This is a genomic window from Pinisolibacter aquiterrae (assembly GCF_019160155.1).
GTDB lineage: Bacteria > Pseudomonadota > Alphaproteobacteria > Rhizobiales > Ancalomicrobiaceae > Pinisolibacter > Pinisolibacter aquiterrae.
The window spans coordinates 29,668-43,864 of the sequence record NZ_JAFNIH010000018.1; the positions used below are offsets into that span (position 1 = coordinate 29,668).

The window sequence follows — 14,197 nt, forward strand, 5'->3', positions numbered from 1 at the left end:
TCGTGAGGCGCGAGCACGGTCGCGCGCGAGGTTTTCACCGACCTATACGGGATCGGTGGCAATGAAAAGGCCGCAAGACGGCGCGGGCAGAGGCGGCAGGGCGCGCGCGCCCCGCCGGCCCGTCCTCACTCCGCCGCCGGCGCGCCGCGCTCGACGACGCCGTAGGGATCCTCCGCCACCGTCTTCTCCAGCTGTTCGCGCGCCTCGTCGGCGGCACGCTGGCGGGCCCACATCGAGGCATAGAGACCGTCGGCGGCGAGCAGTTCGTCGTGGCGGCCGCGCTCGGCGACCACGCCCTTGTCGAGCACCAGGATCTCGTCGGCGGCGACCACGGTCGACAGGCGATGGGCGATGACGAGCGTGGTGCGGTTCTGCGAGACGCGATCGAGCGCCTCCTGGATCTCGCGCTCGGTGTGGGTGTCGAGCGCCGAGGTCGCCTCGTCGAGCATCAGGATCGGCGGCGCCTTCAAGATGGTGCGGGCGATCGCCACACGCTGTTTCTCGCCGCCGGAGAGTTTCAGGCCGCGTTCGCCGACTTCCGTTTCGTAGCGCTTGGGCAGACGCTCGATGAACTCGGCGATCTGAGCGAGGCGGGCGGCCTCCATCACCTCCGCCTCGGAGGCGTCGGGGCGGCCGTAGCGGATGTTGTAGGCGACGGTGTCGTTGAAGAGCACGGTGTCCTGCGGAACCATGCCGATGACGCCGCGCAAGGACGTCTGGGTGACGTCGCGGATATCCTGACCATCGATGGTGATGCGGCCGCCGGAGACGTCGTAGAAGCGGAACAGGAGCCGTGAGATGGTCGACTTGCCGGCACCCGAAGGGCCGACGATGGCGACCGTCTTGCCGGCCGGCACCTCGAAGGAGACGCCCTTCAGGATCTGGCGTTCCGGATCGTAGGAGAAGGTCACGTTCTCGAAGCGGATCGCGGCGTCGGTGACGCGCAACGGCTTGGCGTCGGCACGGTCGGAGACCTCCGGCGGCTGATCGAGGATCGCGAACAGGCTTTCGATGTCGACGAGCGACTGCTTGATCTCGCGATAGAGCGTGCCGATGAAGTTGAGCGGCACCGAGAGCTGCATCATCAGCGCGTTGATCATCACGAAGTGGCCGACCGACTGCTCACCCTTCAAGACCGCATGGGCGGAGAGCGCCATGCAGGCGGCCATGCCGATCGAGAAGATCACCGCCTGACCGAAGTTGAGCCACGCCAGCGACGTATAGGTGCGGATCGCCGCGCCCTCGTATTTCTGCATGGCGCGGTCGTAACGGGTTGCCTCGAGGTTCTCGGCGGTGAAGTACTTCACGGTCTCGAAGTTGAGGAGACTGTCGACCGCCTTCGACATGGAGTCGTTGTCGGCCTCGTTCATGTCGCGGCGGATGTCCATGCGCCAGTCGGACGCCTTGACCGAGAACCAGACGTAGAGCCAGGTCGTGACCGCGATCACCGCGACATAGACCCAATCGAACTCCCACAGGATCACGCCGGCCATCAGCGCGAATTCGACGATGGTCGGGAAGCCGGCCAGGATCGAGATGCGGACGATGGTCTCGATGCCCTTGGCGCCGCGCTCCACGACGCGGGAGAGGCCGCCGGTGCGGCGCTGCAGGTGGAAGCGCAGCGACAGGGCATGGAGATGGCGGAAGGTCGAGGTCGCCAGTTCGCGCACGGCATGTTGGCCGACGGCGGCGAAGAGGGCGTCGCGCAACTGGTTGAAGCCGTTGGAGGCGATGCGGACGACGCCGTAGGCGATCACCAGCAGCACCGGAACGGCGAGGAGCTGCACCGTCTGCGGCTCGCCGGCGGGGGCGGCGAGTGCGTCGGTGCTCCATTTGTAGATGTAGGGCAGGAAGACCGTCGTCACCTTACCGAGAATCAGGGCGCCGAAGGCCAGCATCACCGCCCGCTTGAGGTCGGGGCGATCGTGGGGCCACAGATGCGGCCACAGGTTCTTCAACGTCTCGAAGGTCTTGCCCTCTCCGGCCGAAACGCGCGGGCCGACGGGTCGATGATGTCGCGACATGAGAAATCCGGACAGGAGGGAATGAGCCGAAAGGCGAGGCTTTCTGTTGTCCTTCAGATATAGACTCCGGCGCGGATTTCAAACCCGCGCGGCCCGCATGGGTCCCCCTCTCCGCCGCCGGAGGACGCGCGCGGGGGTTTCGCCGCTCTCGGAAACGGATAGAGTGGCGCCCGTGTTGCATTGCGATACGGCCGTTCGCCGGCCGCCGCCCGACGGAGTGACGACGTGATGGGTCTCGGTTCGATCTGCATCTATTGCGGTTCCGGCAAGGGCGCCGACCCGGCCTTCGAGCAGGCGGCGATCGAGCTCGGCCGTCTCCTGGCGCGGGAAGGGATCCGGCTCGTCTACGGCGGCGGCTCGCTCGGGCTGATGGGCGCGTCGGCGCGCGCCTGTCTCGACGCCGGCGGCGAGGTGACCGGCATCATTCCGCAGTTCCTGGTCGACAAGGAGCTGATGCTGCCCGAGGTCTCCGAGCTGATCGTCACCGCCGACATGCACGAGCGCAAGCGGCTGATGTTCGAGAAGGCCGACGCCTTCGTGGCGCTGCCGGGCGGCATCGGGACGCTCGAGGAGGTGGTCGAGCAGATGACCTGGGCCCAGCTCGGCCGTCACGCCAAGCCGATCATGCTCGCCAACATCGCCGGATTCTGGGATCCGCTGGTGGAGCTTCTCCACCACATGAACCAGAACGCCTTCATTCGCGAGGGCTTCGAACTCTCCTACGGGGTCGCCGACACGATCGACGACATCTTGCCGAAGATGCGCAAGCGCCTCGGGCAGCTGGAGGACCGCGCGGCGGAGGCCGGCGCGGTGGATCTCCAGAAGATGTGAGGGCCGTCTCCCCTCTCCCTCTCGGCAGAGGGAGCCGCGCTCACACCGCCTTCTCCACGCCCGCCTTCACGAGCTTGTAGAAGACCGAGTCCATCAGCGCCTGGAACGAGGCGTCGATGATGTTCTCGGAGACGCCGATCGTCGTCCAATGGTTCTTGGCGCCGTCGCGGCTCTCGATCAGGACGCGGGTGGTCGCGCCGGTACCGCCGTTGAGGATACGGACCTTGAAGTCGACCAGCTCGAGGTCCTCGATCGCCGACTGATAGGGGCCGAGATCCTTGCGGAGCGCCGCGTCGAGGGCGTTGACCGGGCCGTTGCCCTCGGCCACCGACAGGAGCAGATCGTCGCCGATCTTCACCTTGACGATCGCTTCCGACAGCGTGATCAGCTCGCCGATGGCGTTGAACCGGCGCTCGACCATGACCCGGAACGACTGCACGTCGAAATAGCGCGGCACGGTGCCGAGCGTGCGGCGGGCCAGGAGCTCGAGCGAGGCGTCGGCGGCCTCGTAGGAAAAGCCGCGCGCCTCGCGCTCCTTCACCTCGGCGAGCAGCTTGTCGAGGCGCGGATCGGCGCGATCGGCCTCGATGCCGAAGCGGGCGAGTTCGGCGAGGAGGTTCGACTTGCCGGCCTGATCGGAGACGAGCACGCGGCGGCGGTTGCCGACGCTCTCCGGCGTCACGTGCTCGTAGGTCTTGGGGTCCTTGACGATCGCCGAGGCGTGGATGCCGGCCTTGGTGGCGAAGGCGTTCTGGCCGACATAGGGCGCGTGGCGGTTGGGCGAGCGATTGAGGATGTCGTCGAAGGCGCGGGAGACGTGGGTCAGTTCGACGAGTTTCGCCTCGGCGACGCCGGTCTCGTAGCGATCGGAGAATTCCGGCTTGAGGCCGAGGGTGGCGATGATCGTCACCAGATTGGCGTTGCCGCAGCGCTCGCCGATGCCGTTCAGCGTGCCCTGGACCTGCCGCACCCCGGCGCGCACGGCGGCGAGCGAATTGGCCACCGCCTGGCCGGTGTCGTCATGGGCGTGGATGCCGAGATGGCTGCCCGGCACCACTTTCGAGACCTCGCCGACGATCGCCTCGATCTCGTGCGGCAGGGTGCCGCCGTTGGTGTCGCAGAGCACCACCCAGCGGGCGCCGCTGTCGTGAGCCGCGCGGGCGACCTCGATCGCGTAATCCGGATTGGCCTTGTAGCCGTCGAAGAAGTGCTCGCAGTCGATCATCGCCTCGCGGCCACGAGCGATCGCCGCTTCCACGGTCTGGCGGACGCAGGCGAGGTTCTCCTCGAGGGTCGTGCCGAGCGCCACATGGACATGATAGTCCCAGGACTTGGCGACGAAGCAGTCGGCGTCGGTGTCGGCGGCGAGGATCGCGGCGAGGCCGGGATCGTTCGAGACGGAGACGCCGGCGCGCTTGGTCATGCCGAAGGCGGTGAAGCGGGCGCGCTTCGTCCGCTTCACCTCGAAGAAGGCGGTGTCGGTCGGGTTGGCGCCGGGATAGCCGCCCTCGACATAGTCGACGCCGAGATCGTCGAGGAGGCGGGCGATCTTGATCTTGTCGTCGAGGGTGAAGTCGACGCCGGAGGTCTGGGCACCGTCACGCAGGGTGGTGTCGAAGAGGTAGACGCGCTCTTTCATTCTTCCGTTCTCACTCTGCGCCGGTCGCCGACGGCGGCCATTCGGCCGTGTCGTGATCGGGATGCTGGTAGGAGACGATCTCGGCGAAGAAGCCCTCGGCCTTCGCCTGCTGCTCGGGCGGACGGCCGGGAAGCGTCGCCAGTTCGTGGAACCAGGGCATGCGGCTCTCGACGCCGACCTGGATCTCGGGGCGGATCTCGGCCGGGGCATCGAAGGCGCCGAGCGCCACCTCGACGTGGGGATATCCGTCCGGCTCGTAGGTCAGCGGCGTGCCGCAATCCGCGCAGAAGCCGCGGCGGATCTCGTTCGACGAGCGGAAGCGCTTCGGCTCGCCGCGGGTCCAGACGAGGCCCATCGCGGTGACCAGCGGGCCGTAATGGCCGCCGAAGGCCTTCTGGCACATGCGGCAATGGCAGATCGAGGCGCGGCCGAGATCGTCGCAGCGAAAGCGAACGGCACCGCACTGGCAGCCGCCGGTGAGCGTGGTCATGACGTCCCTCCCCTCATCCCCTCAGATCAGGCCCTTCCAGCGTAGGATCACCACCGTCAACGCCGAGAGCACGGCCAGCTTCACGGCGATGAAGATCGCGACCTTGGCGACCGGGTTCATGCGCTCGCGCGGCCGCGGCTCGGTCATCGCGTCCCCCTCCGGGCGCCGTCGCCGCGATCGGCGGCCCCTTCCCCGAGGGTCTCGAGAAGGCGGCGGGTGGTCAGGAATTCCATCGGCACCTCGGCGTCGAGGCAGATCGCCGCCGCGCGCGGGTCCTCGTGCAGCACCAGGATCGGACCGCCGGCCGGAAACACGAACCGATCGAGCGCCGCCTTCAACGCCACCGCGGGCGCGGTGTGCGGCGGCGTGCCCGAGGGCTCGATCCGCAGCCGATCGCCGAGGCGCTCGGCCCATTCCCGGATCCTCCAGGCGAAGGGCGCGGTCAGATCGCCGAAGGCCGCCTCCGCCACCCGGTCGACCACCACCACCGTCCGCCCGAGCCGGCCGAGAGCGTCGAGCCGATCCGCCTCGGCCAGGCGCAGGAGCGGTTCGGCGTCGGCGATCAGCACCGGCGGGCGGGGGTCGCGTCTCACCGCTTGACCTCCCAGGTGGTCTTCATCTCGCCGGACGCAGGGTCCTTGGCGTCCTTCAGGACGACGCCCAGGCCTGCGAGTTCGTCGCGGATGCGGTCGCTCTCGGCCCAGTTCTTGTGCTTGCGCGCCGAAAGACGCGCGGCGATCAGCGCCTCGACCTGCTCCACGTCGACCGAGACCGAGGTCTTGCGGCGGGCGGCCCAGGCGTCGGGGGTGTCGGCGAGAAAGCCGAGGAAGCGCAGGCTGCCGGCGAGCGCGTCGCGGGCGCCCTCGCCGCCGTTGCGCTGGGCGGCGTTGCGGAGTGCATGCAGCTCGGCGATCATCTTCGGCGTGGCGAGATCGTCGGCGAGCGCTTCGACCACCGCCTTGGCCGGCTTGGTGCCGGGGGTGTCGCCGACGAACCAATACCAGTCGTCGAGCGTCTTCCAGCTCTCCTCGAGGCTCTTCACCGTCCAGTCGATCGGCTGGCGATAGTGCGTCTTCATCATGGTGAAGCGCAGCACTTCGCCCGGCCAGTCGGCCAGAAGCTGGTTGATGGTCAGGAAGTTGCCGAGCGACTTCGACATCTTCTCGCCTTCGACCTGAAGGAAGCCGTTGTGCATCCACACGTTCGCCATCACGTCGTGGCCGAAGGCGCAGCGCGACTGGGCGACCTCGTTCTCGTGATGGGGGAAGAGCAGATCGATGCCGCCGCCGTGGATGTCGAAGACCTCGCCGAGGTGCTTCCACGACATGGCCGAGCACTCGATGTGCCAGCCGGGACGGCCGCGACCCCAGGGGCTCTGCCAGCCGGGCTCGTCGTCGGCGGAGGGCTTCCACAGCACGAAGTCCATCTCGCCGCGCTTGTAGGGGGCGACGTCGACGCGGGCGCCGGCGATCATGTCGTCGAGCGGACGCTTGGAGAGCCTGCCGTAGTCGGGCATCGAGGGCACGTCGAAGAGGACGTGACCCTCCGCGGCATAGGCGTGGCCGGAGGCGATCAGCTTCTCGATGAGGGCGATCATCTCGGCGATGTGCTCGGTGGCGCGCGGCTGGACGGTCGGCGCGAGCGTGCCGAGCGCGGTCACGTCGGCCTGGAACTGCGCCTCGGTGGTCGAGGTCACCTCACGGATCGCGTCGTTGAGCGCGAGGCCGGGGAAGTCGCGGGCGGCACGGGCGTTGATCTTGTCGTCGACGTCGGTGACGTTGCGCACATAGGTCACGGCCTGGGCACCGTAGGTGTGCCGCAGCAGGCGGAACAGGAGATCGAAGACGATCACCGGCCGGGCGTTGCCGATATGGGCGAAGTCGTAGACCGTCGGACCGCAGACGTACATGCGCACGTTCTTCGGGTCGATCGGCGAGAAGTCTTCCTTCTCGCGGGTGAGCGTGTTGTAGAGCTTCAAGGCCACCGACGATCTCCTTCGGTCCCGCGATGCCGCGCGGTCGGATGTGCGTATGGTACCGAGCCCGCGACGTTTCGACCTCGTCGAGACGTCGTGGGCGAAGGCGAGCCCGAACGGGCGCCGGCCGGTCGGGCCGCAACCCCATGAAATTCCGACGAGTCGGGATTTCATGGGACTGGTATGACACGACGTCCCCGCCCACCGGCCGGGGTCTCATCTGATCTTCGTGAAAGAAAGGCAGACGGAACCGGGCCAGCGAAAGAGCTAGCCGCAAATAATGCCGATGAGGGCGAGCGCGAGGATCGCGCGGGGTCCGTTCGTCATGGTGGCGAGAAGTGACGGATTTCGAAGGTTCCGTCAAGGGCGTGCCGGCCCCGGAGGGCCGATCAGAAGGTCGCGGCGAAATCCGAGATCAGCTTGACGATCAGCGCGATCACCGCGACCAGGAACACCCGCCGCAGGAACTTCGAGCCCCAGCGCAGCGCCACCCGCGCGCCGACCTGGGCGCCCATGAAGTTCGACGCGGCCATCATCAGCGCGAGCGGCCACATCACCGCGCCGTTCCAGGCGAAGAAGAGGAGCGCCGCGAGATTGGTGGTGGCGTTGACGATCTTGGTGCAGGCGTTGGCGGTGACCAGATCGAGGCCGAAGAGACGAACGAAGCCGAAGATCAGGAAGGAGCCGGTGCCGGGGCCGAAGATGCCGTCGTAGAAGCCGACGCCGCCGCCGAGCATCGCCGCCTTGGGGCGATCGGCCGCGTCCGGCACGCGGGTGGCGGTGTGGCCGAAGTCCTTCTTCAGGAAGGTGTAGAGCGCCGCGCCGATCATCAGAACGATGACCAGCGGCAACATCACCCGGCGCGGCAACGACGAGGCGAAGAAGGCGCCGGAGAAAGAGCCGACGAAGGCGGCGACGGTCGCCGGCACGACGATCAGCCAGGGTATCTTCACCCGGCGGACGAAATGGACCGCGGCGGCGAGCGTGCCGACCACGCTCGCCACCTTGTTGGTGCCGAAGAGGGTGGCGATCGGCGTCGTCGGGAAGAGGCCGAGGAGCGCCGGCACCTGGATCAGGCCGCCGCCGCCGCCGACCGCATCGACCATCCCGGCAAAGAAGGCGGCGAAGAGCAGGAACGGCCAGAAATCGGGCAGCATGACGGGTCCGGTGCGTCGCGAGGGGCGAAACGCTCGACCCACGGCCGTTTCGACGACGAGACGGCCGGCGCTTCTACCCCATTCATCGAAGAGGAGCGATAGGCAAAGGGCGCATCACCCCTGCGCGACTCTCCCCGATCGGCCCTGCATGCCCGGTTACCGACCCATCTTGCGCTTCACGCAGGCGTCGAGCTCGGCGATCTTCATGGGAGATTTTTTGACCTTCCCGGGCAGGTTGGGCCAATCCATCTCTTTGCGACATTCCTTGACCGCTTTTTCCTGATCGGTCTTCGCCGAGGCCGAACCGACGCCGAAGCTCACGAAGGCGGCGACCACTGCAATGGAAACGGCGCGATACCCGTGAATCATGATGATTTCCTCCCAATACGCGACACGCCAAACGTTCGCAATTGCAATCTACAGGCGAAGACACGAAGTAAAAACAAAATTCCACTGAAATTCGACGGATCATTCGTGGTCGTCAGGCGGGAAAATCCCGGTCGGCAGGCCGTCCATGCTGACGGTGTTCTTCTGGCGGCGATAGGCGTCGAGTTCCTCCGCCGACTTCGACGAGGCCCAGCGATCGAGCGTGTCGCGCGGGCCGACGTGATCGAAGAAGGGCACGGCGAAGCCGCAGGAGGTCTGCACCAGATCGATGTCGAGCCAGACCATCTGGCGGGCACCGGGCGGCTCGACCCCGTCGAACTCGATGGCGAGCAGCGTCGCCCAATCCGGCGTGCCGCGTCCGACCACCCGGCCCCGGCCGTAGAAGCGCAGGATCATCGGCGGCCCCTCGAAGGCGCAGAACATCACCGTGAGGCGGCCGTCCGCGACGAGATGGGCCGCCGTCTCGTTGCCGGAGCCGGTCTTGTCGAGCCACAGCACCGCGTTCGGGCTCATCACCCGGAACATGTCGGTGCCGCGCGGCGACAGGTTCACGCGCGTGCCGTCGGCCGCCGAGGCGGTGAAGAAGATCTTCTGCTTCTCGACGAAGGCGCGATGGACGTCCTCGATGCGCTCGAACGGCTTGGCCATGGGGGCCTCCTCATGTCGGGCGCCCATGGCCCCGTCGGTTCGAAGGATCGTCGTGGCTCACTTGATGAAGTCGGCGCAGCGCGGCGGCGGCTCGGCGCCCCAGGGCATCACCGGCACCGTCGAGGTCGAGTTCTTCGGGCTGCCCTCGATCAGCTTGTCCGTATAGACCATGTAGACCAGCACGTTGCGCTTGGCGTCGCAACCGCGCACGATCTGCATCTTCTTGAAGATCAGCGAACGGCGGGTGCGGAACATGTCCTCGCCCTGCTCGAGCTGGCGCTTGAACTTGATCGGCCCCCACTGGCGGCAGGCGAGCGAGACGTCGGAGGTCTCCTCGGCGACGCCGAGCATGCCCTTGACGCCGCCGCGCTCGGGCACGGTGTAGTGACAGGCGACGCCTTCGACGTCGGGATCGTCGATGCCGTAGACGGCGAGCTTGTCGTCGGGGGTGAGCAGCTTCCACACCGTCGACTTCTTGAAGATCAGCTCGGGGTCCTCGGCACGGGCGGCGGTCGGGGCCGCGAGCGGCGCGGCGAGCGCGGCCAGGACCGTCACGATCGGGAAGAGGCGGGAGGCGAAGGCGGCAATCGGCATGGGGATCTCCTGTGTCGAGGAAGAGATGAGGCCGGCGCCGAGAAAACGGAAGGGGAGAGATGCGAAAACGTCACTCTTCCCCAAGGTCAGGATGCGGGCGCGGCGTTACCCTTTTCTCCACGGATCCGATGTTATATCTCGCCGGACAGGGAGTCGCCCCCGACGACTCCACATCGAGGACGACCATGAGACGCGACCATCGACACCGAGTTCGCCCTCGGCTGGCGATCGCCTTGCCGGTGATCGGCGGCCTGGCGAGCGGCTTGGCGTCGGTCGCGCCGGCGTGGGGGCAATCGGGCGCCGATCAATGGGCCTCGGCGATCCGCGAGCAGAAGGAGGCGATCGCCGCCAATCGGGCTCAGCGGGCGCGCTGCGCCCCGGCCGACGATCCGCGTTGCGTCGCGCTCGCCCAGCGCGGCAAGCTGATGGACGACAATCTCGGTCGCCTCGAGCGTCATTACGCGCGGCTGACCGGCGCGCCGGCACCGGCCGCGCGCGCCTCGAGCGGCGTGACGCTGAACGGCCGTCCGGTCCAGGCGGCGCAGCGCGGCCATGGCGAGATCCCGCCGGGGGTGACCTTCCGCACCGCCGAGGCGCGGCCGGCGCCGCAGCAGCAGCGCGGCTTCTTCTCGTTCCTCTTCGGCGGCAACGACACCACCCAGGCGCGATCCGGGGTGACGATCGACGGCGAGCCGCTGGACGAGCTGCCGCAGGGCGGCCTCGGCGAGGGCGACGGCTACGGCGCGTGGTCGGGCAATTACCGGACGCTGTGCGTGCGCACCTGCGACGGCTATTTCTTCCCGGTCTCGTTCAATTCCACGCGGGGGCGGCTCAAGACCGACGCGTCCGTCTGCAAGGCGCTGTGCCCGCAGGCGGAGACGCGGCTCTACTATCACGACGCCGCCGGCCAGGAGGCGGAGGACGCGGTCGCCGCCGACGACGGCACTCCGCTGGTGAAGATGACCAACGCCTTCCTCTATCGCACCAAGGTGGTCGAGGGCTGCACCTGCGGCACGCCCGATCCCCGCACACTGCCGGTTCAGGCGGGCGGGCTCGCCGGCATCCGCGAGGCGCGGCTCGACGACTCCGGCGGTCTGCCGATGCCGCGACCGCGCCCCGGCCCGGATCAGGATCCGGCGACGCAGGCGGTGCAGCTCTCCGGGCTCTCGGCCGAGCCGGTGGCGCCGCTGACGCCGCTCTCGCCGGAGAGCGAGGCGCGCATCGCCGCCGCCGCGCCCGCGACCCCGCCCAAGGTCAGGACAGTCGGGCCGAAGTGGCTCTCCGACCGATGACCGGCAGCAGGCGCTTCATCTCCGGCCCGTGATCGCGGCCGGTGAGCGCGAGGCGCAGCGGCAGGAACAGGGCCTTGCCCTTGCGGCCCGTCGCCGTCTGGATCGCCTTGGTCCAGGTGCCCCAGGTGGTCTCGTCCCAGGGCTCCTCGGGCAGGAGGCGCAGGGCCTCGGCGAGGAACTCGGCCTCACCGTCCGCCCGCACCGCCACGCCGTCGTCGCGGACGACGCCGGCCCATTCGACGACGTCCGGCAGTTTCGCCAGATTGTCGCGTACCGCCGACCAGAAGGCCGGGCCGAGATCCGCGTCGAGGGCGGCGAGGCGGGCGCGGGCGTCCTCCCAGGCGAGCGCGTGGACGAGGCGGGCGTTGATCGTGTCGAGTTCGTGGGGGTCGAACTTGGCGGTCGAGCGCGACATGCCGGCGAGTTCGGCGTGCGGGGCGAGGCTCGCCAGATCCGGATAGGCGTGGACCTCCTCCGACGAGCCGATCAGCACGGCGATCGAGGCGACCGTCATCGCCTCGTAGCCGGCCTCGCGCAGGGAGCGGATCGACAGCGAGCCGAGCCGCTTCGACAGGGCCTCGCCGGTGGTGGTGGCCAAGAGATTGTGATGCGCGAAGCGCGGCACCGGGCCACCGAGCGCCTCGAAGAGCTCGATCTGGACGCCGGTGTTGGTGACGTGGTCCTCGCCGCGAATGACGTCGGTGACGCCCATGTCGATGTCGTCGACGACCGAGGGCAGCGTGTAGAGGAACGAACCGTCGGCGCGCACCAGCACCGGGTCCGACAGCGAGGTGGTGTCGACGGTCTGGGGACCGCGTACGCCGTCGTCCCAGGAGACCGTGCGGCCCTCGAGCTTGAACCGCCAATGCGGACGGCGGCCCTCGGCCTCGAACTTGGCGATCTCCTCGGGCGTCAGCTTCAGCGCGGCACGGTCGTAGACGGGGGGAAGCCCACGCGCCATCTGGCGGCGACGGCGGCGCTCCAACTCGTCGGGGCTCTCCCAAGCCGGGTAGAGGCGGCCCATGGCCTTCAGCTTCGCGACCGCCGCCTCGTAGGCTTCGATCCGCTCCGACTGGCGCTCGACCCGGTTCGGGGTGATGCCGAGCCACGCCAGATCCTCGGCGATGGCATCGGCATATTCGCGCTTCGAGCGCTCGAGATCGGTGTCGTCGTAGCGCAGGATGAAGGCGCCGCCGCGCGTCAGCGCGAAGAGCGCGTTGAGGAGCGCGGTGCGGGCGTTGCCGATGTGGATGAGGCCGGTCGGCGACGGGGCGAAGCGGACGGTGGGGGCGGTCATGAGCGGAGGACTTTCGGCGGGCAGAAACGAGGAGCGCGGCATCGGGTGTGGGCGGCTCGCACGCGGAGGCGATGCGCCTTCCGGCGCGGGCGAGCGCCCGCACCTCCAGCGCCGATCGTCGGCGACGCCATCAGAAATCCACCACGTCGGTCATCGGCTTCACCGGCACCGGCGCCTCCGGGACCTCGATCTTGCGGCCGGGGTCGCGGAAGCCGTTGGTGATCGGATAGCGGCGATCGCGGCCGAAGTTCTTGGCGGTGATCTTCACCCCCGGGGCGGCCTGACGGCGCTTGTATTCGGCGATGTAGAGGAGCCGCTCGATGCGCTTGACCGTCGCCTCGTCGTGGCCTTTCGCGAGAATGTCGGCGAGCGCCATCTCCTTCTCGACGAGGCATTCGAGGATGTCGTCGAGGACGTCGTAGGGCGGCAGGCTGTCCTGGTCGGTCTGGTTCTCGCGCAGTTCCGCCGTCGGCGCCTTGGTGATGATCCGGGTCGGGATCACTTCGCCCGAAGGCCCGAGCGAACCGGCCGGCCGGTTCTGGTTGCGCCAGCGGGCGAGCGCGTAGACCTCGGTCTTGTAGAGGTCCTTGATCGGGTTGTAGCCGCCGTTCATGTCGCCGTAGAGCGTGGCGTAGCCGACCGACATCTCCGACTTGTTGCCGGTCGTCACCACCATGGCGCCGAACTTGTTGGAGATCGCCATCAGGATCACGCCACGGGCGCGCGACTGGAGGTTCTCCTCGGTGATGCCCGGGTCGGTGCCGGCGAACATCGGCGAGAGCGCCGCCACGAAGCCCTCGACCGGCTCGGCGATCGGCACGGTGTCGTAGCGGATGCCGAGGGCGGTGGCGCAGGCGGCGGCGTCCTCGAGGCTCGCCGACGACGTGTAGCGGTAGGGCAGCATGACCGCGTGGACCCGCTCGGGCCCGAGCGCGTCGACCGCCATCGCCGCGACGATCGCCGAATCGATGCCGCCGGAGAGCCCCAGCACGACGCCGGGGAAGCGGTTCTTGTCGACGTAGTCGCGCAGACCCAGGACACAGGCGGCGTAGTCGGCGGCGAGGCCCTCCTCGATCACCGTCAGATCGCCCGGCTCCGGTGCCCAGCGGCCGTCCCGCTTCACGAAGGCCTGGAGCGCCATGTCCTCGCGGAAGGCCTTCATCTGGCGGACCATCGCCCCGTCGGCGTCGAGCACGAAGGAGGCGCCGTCGAAGACCAGTTCGTCCTGGCCGCCGACCTGATTGAGATAGACGAGCGGCAGGCCGCTCTCCTTCACTCGCGCGACGGCGACGGCGAAACGTTCGTCCATCACGCCGCGGCGATAGGGTGAACCGTTCGGCACCAGCAAAATGTCGCCGCCGGTCTCGGCGATGCATTCGACCGGGTCGGCGCCCCAGATGTCCTCGCAGATCGGCGTGCCGACGCGCAGGCCACGGAAGGCGATCGGACCGGCGAGATCGCCGGGGGTGAAGACGCGCTTCTCGTCGAAGACGCCGTAGTTGGGCAGATCCGCCTTGAACCGCAGCGAGGCGATGCGGCCCTGATCGAGCAGGGCGACGGCGTTGTAGAGGCCGGTCTCGGTCTTCCAGGGCGAGCCGATCAGAACCGCCGGGCCGCCGTCGGTGGTGTCCTCGGCGAGTTCCGCCGTCGCGGCCATGCAGGCGGCCTGGAACGAGGGCTTCAGCACCAGATCCTCGGGCGGATAGCCGGCGAGGAAGAGTTCGGGCAGGAGCACGAGATCCGCGCCGAGGGCGGCGGCGTCGGCGCGCGCCCGGCGGGCGCGGGCGAGGTTGCCGGTGACGTCACCGACGGTCGGATCGAGCTGGGCGAGGGCGACGAGAAGGCGTTCGGTCATGCCCTCGG

Annotated in this window: 14 protein-coding genes; 2 read left to right on the forward strand and 12 right to left on the reverse strand. The window is 68.5% G+C overall.

Features of this window, described 5'->3' with window-relative positions:
- Positions 1-125 precede the first annotated feature (125 nt).
- Positions 126-2,024 carry an ABCB family ABC transporter ATP-binding protein/permease gene (locus J3S89_RS03250; RefSeq protein ID WP_217926041.1) on the reverse strand — a complete coding sequence of 633 codons (1,899 nt, stop codon included), beginning with the start codon at positions 2,022-2,024 and terminating at the stop codon, positions 126-128.
- A gap of 225 nt (positions 2,025-2,249) precedes the next feature.
- Here J3S89_RS03250 and J3S89_RS03255 point away from each other — a divergent pair, with 225 nt between their 5' ends.
- Positions 2,250-2,855 carry an LOG family protein gene (locus tag J3S89_RS03255; RefSeq protein WP_217926042.1) on the forward strand — a complete coding sequence of 202 codons (606 nt, stop codon included), beginning with the start codon at positions 2,250-2,252 and terminating at the stop codon, positions 2,853-2,855.
- A 40-nt stretch (positions 2,856-2,895) separates the two neighbouring features.
- Here the strand turns inward: J3S89_RS03255 and cimA are convergent, their stop codons facing one another.
- From cimA to J3S89_RS03295, 9 genes are all read right to left on the reverse strand, one after another.
- The gene (gene cimA, locus J3S89_RS03260) at positions 2,896-4,494 is read right to left on the reverse strand and encodes a citramalate synthase (protein WP_217926043.1); all 1,599 of its coding nucleotides are present in this window, start codon (positions 4,492-4,494) and stop codon (positions 2,896-2,898) included.
- 10 nt (positions 4,495-4,504) lie between these two features.
- Positions 4,505-4,984 carry a GFA family protein gene (locus tag J3S89_RS03265; RefSeq protein WP_217926044.1) on the reverse strand — a complete coding sequence of 160 codons (480 nt, stop codon included), beginning with the start codon at positions 4,982-4,984 and terminating at the stop codon, positions 4,505-4,507.
- A 21-nt stretch (positions 4,985-5,005) separates the two neighbouring features.
- Positions 5,006-5,131, reverse strand: coding sequence for a hypothetical protein (locus J3S89_RS23345; RefSeq protein WP_274383119.1), 126 nt, complete (start codon positions 5,129-5,131; stop codon positions 5,006-5,008).
- Positions 5,128-5,577 carry a hypothetical protein gene (locus J3S89_RS03270; RefSeq protein ID WP_217926045.1) on the reverse strand — a complete coding sequence of 150 codons (450 nt, stop codon included), beginning with the start codon at positions 5,575-5,577 and terminating at the stop codon, positions 5,128-5,130. Before J3S89_RS03270 ends, J3S89_RS23345 begins: the two co-directional genes overlap by 4 nt.
- Positions 5,574-6,968 carry a cysteine--tRNA ligase gene (cysS, locus tag J3S89_RS03275; protein ID WP_217926046.1) on the reverse strand — a complete coding sequence of 465 codons (1,395 nt, stop codon included), beginning with the start codon at positions 6,966-6,968 and terminating at the stop codon, positions 5,574-5,576. Before cysS ends, J3S89_RS03270 begins: the two co-directional genes overlap by 4 nt.
- A gap of 380 nt (positions 6,969-7,348) precedes the next feature.
- Positions 7,349-8,116 (reverse strand): sulfite exporter TauE/SafE family protein, encoded by a 768-nt coding sequence (locus tag J3S89_RS03280; RefSeq protein ID WP_217926047.1) that lies wholly within the window; start codon positions 8,114-8,116, stop codon positions 7,349-7,351.
- 156 nt (positions 8,117-8,272) lie between these two features.
- Positions 8,273-8,485, reverse strand: coding sequence for a hypothetical protein (locus J3S89_RS03285; protein WP_217926048.1), 213 nt, complete (start codon positions 8,483-8,485; stop codon positions 8,273-8,275).
- 99 nt (positions 8,486-8,584) lie between these two features.
- Complete coding sequence (locus tag J3S89_RS03290) at positions 8,585-9,151, reverse strand: pyridoxamine 5'-phosphate oxidase family protein (RefSeq protein WP_217926049.1); 567 nt, start codon at positions 9,149-9,151, stop codon at positions 8,585-8,587.
- 57 nt (positions 9,152-9,208) lie between these two features.
- Positions 9,209-9,745, reverse strand: a complete 537-nt coding sequence (locus tag J3S89_RS03295) for a CreA family protein (protein ID WP_217926050.1) — start codon at positions 9,743-9,745, stop codon at positions 9,209-9,211.
- 185 nt (positions 9,746-9,930) lie between these two features.
- On the opposite strand from J3S89_RS03295, the gene J3S89_RS03300 reads away from it, so the two are divergent.
- Positions 9,931-11,037 carry a DUF2865 domain-containing protein gene (locus J3S89_RS03300; protein WP_217926051.1) on the forward strand — a complete coding sequence of 369 codons (1,107 nt, stop codon included), beginning with the start codon at positions 9,931-9,933 and terminating at the stop codon, positions 11,035-11,037.
- Here J3S89_RS03300 and J3S89_RS03305 read toward each other — a convergent pair.
- Together J3S89_RS03305 and J3S89_RS03310 are read right to left on the reverse strand one after the other, a co-directional pair.
- Positions 11,000-12,334: a glutamate--tRNA ligase gene (locus J3S89_RS03305; RefSeq protein ID WP_217926052.1), complete on the reverse strand. Its 1,335-nt coding sequence runs from the start codon at positions 12,332-12,334 to the stop codon at positions 11,000-11,002. The two genes, J3S89_RS03300 and J3S89_RS03305, sit on opposite strands and share 38 nt — an antisense overlap.
- 130 nt (positions 12,335-12,464) lie before the next feature.
- Positions 12,465-14,189: an NAD+ synthase gene (locus J3S89_RS03310; RefSeq protein ID WP_217926053.1), complete on the reverse strand. Its 1,725-nt coding sequence runs from the start codon at positions 14,187-14,189 to the stop codon at positions 12,465-12,467.
- Positions 14,190-14,197 lie beyond the last annotated feature (8 nt).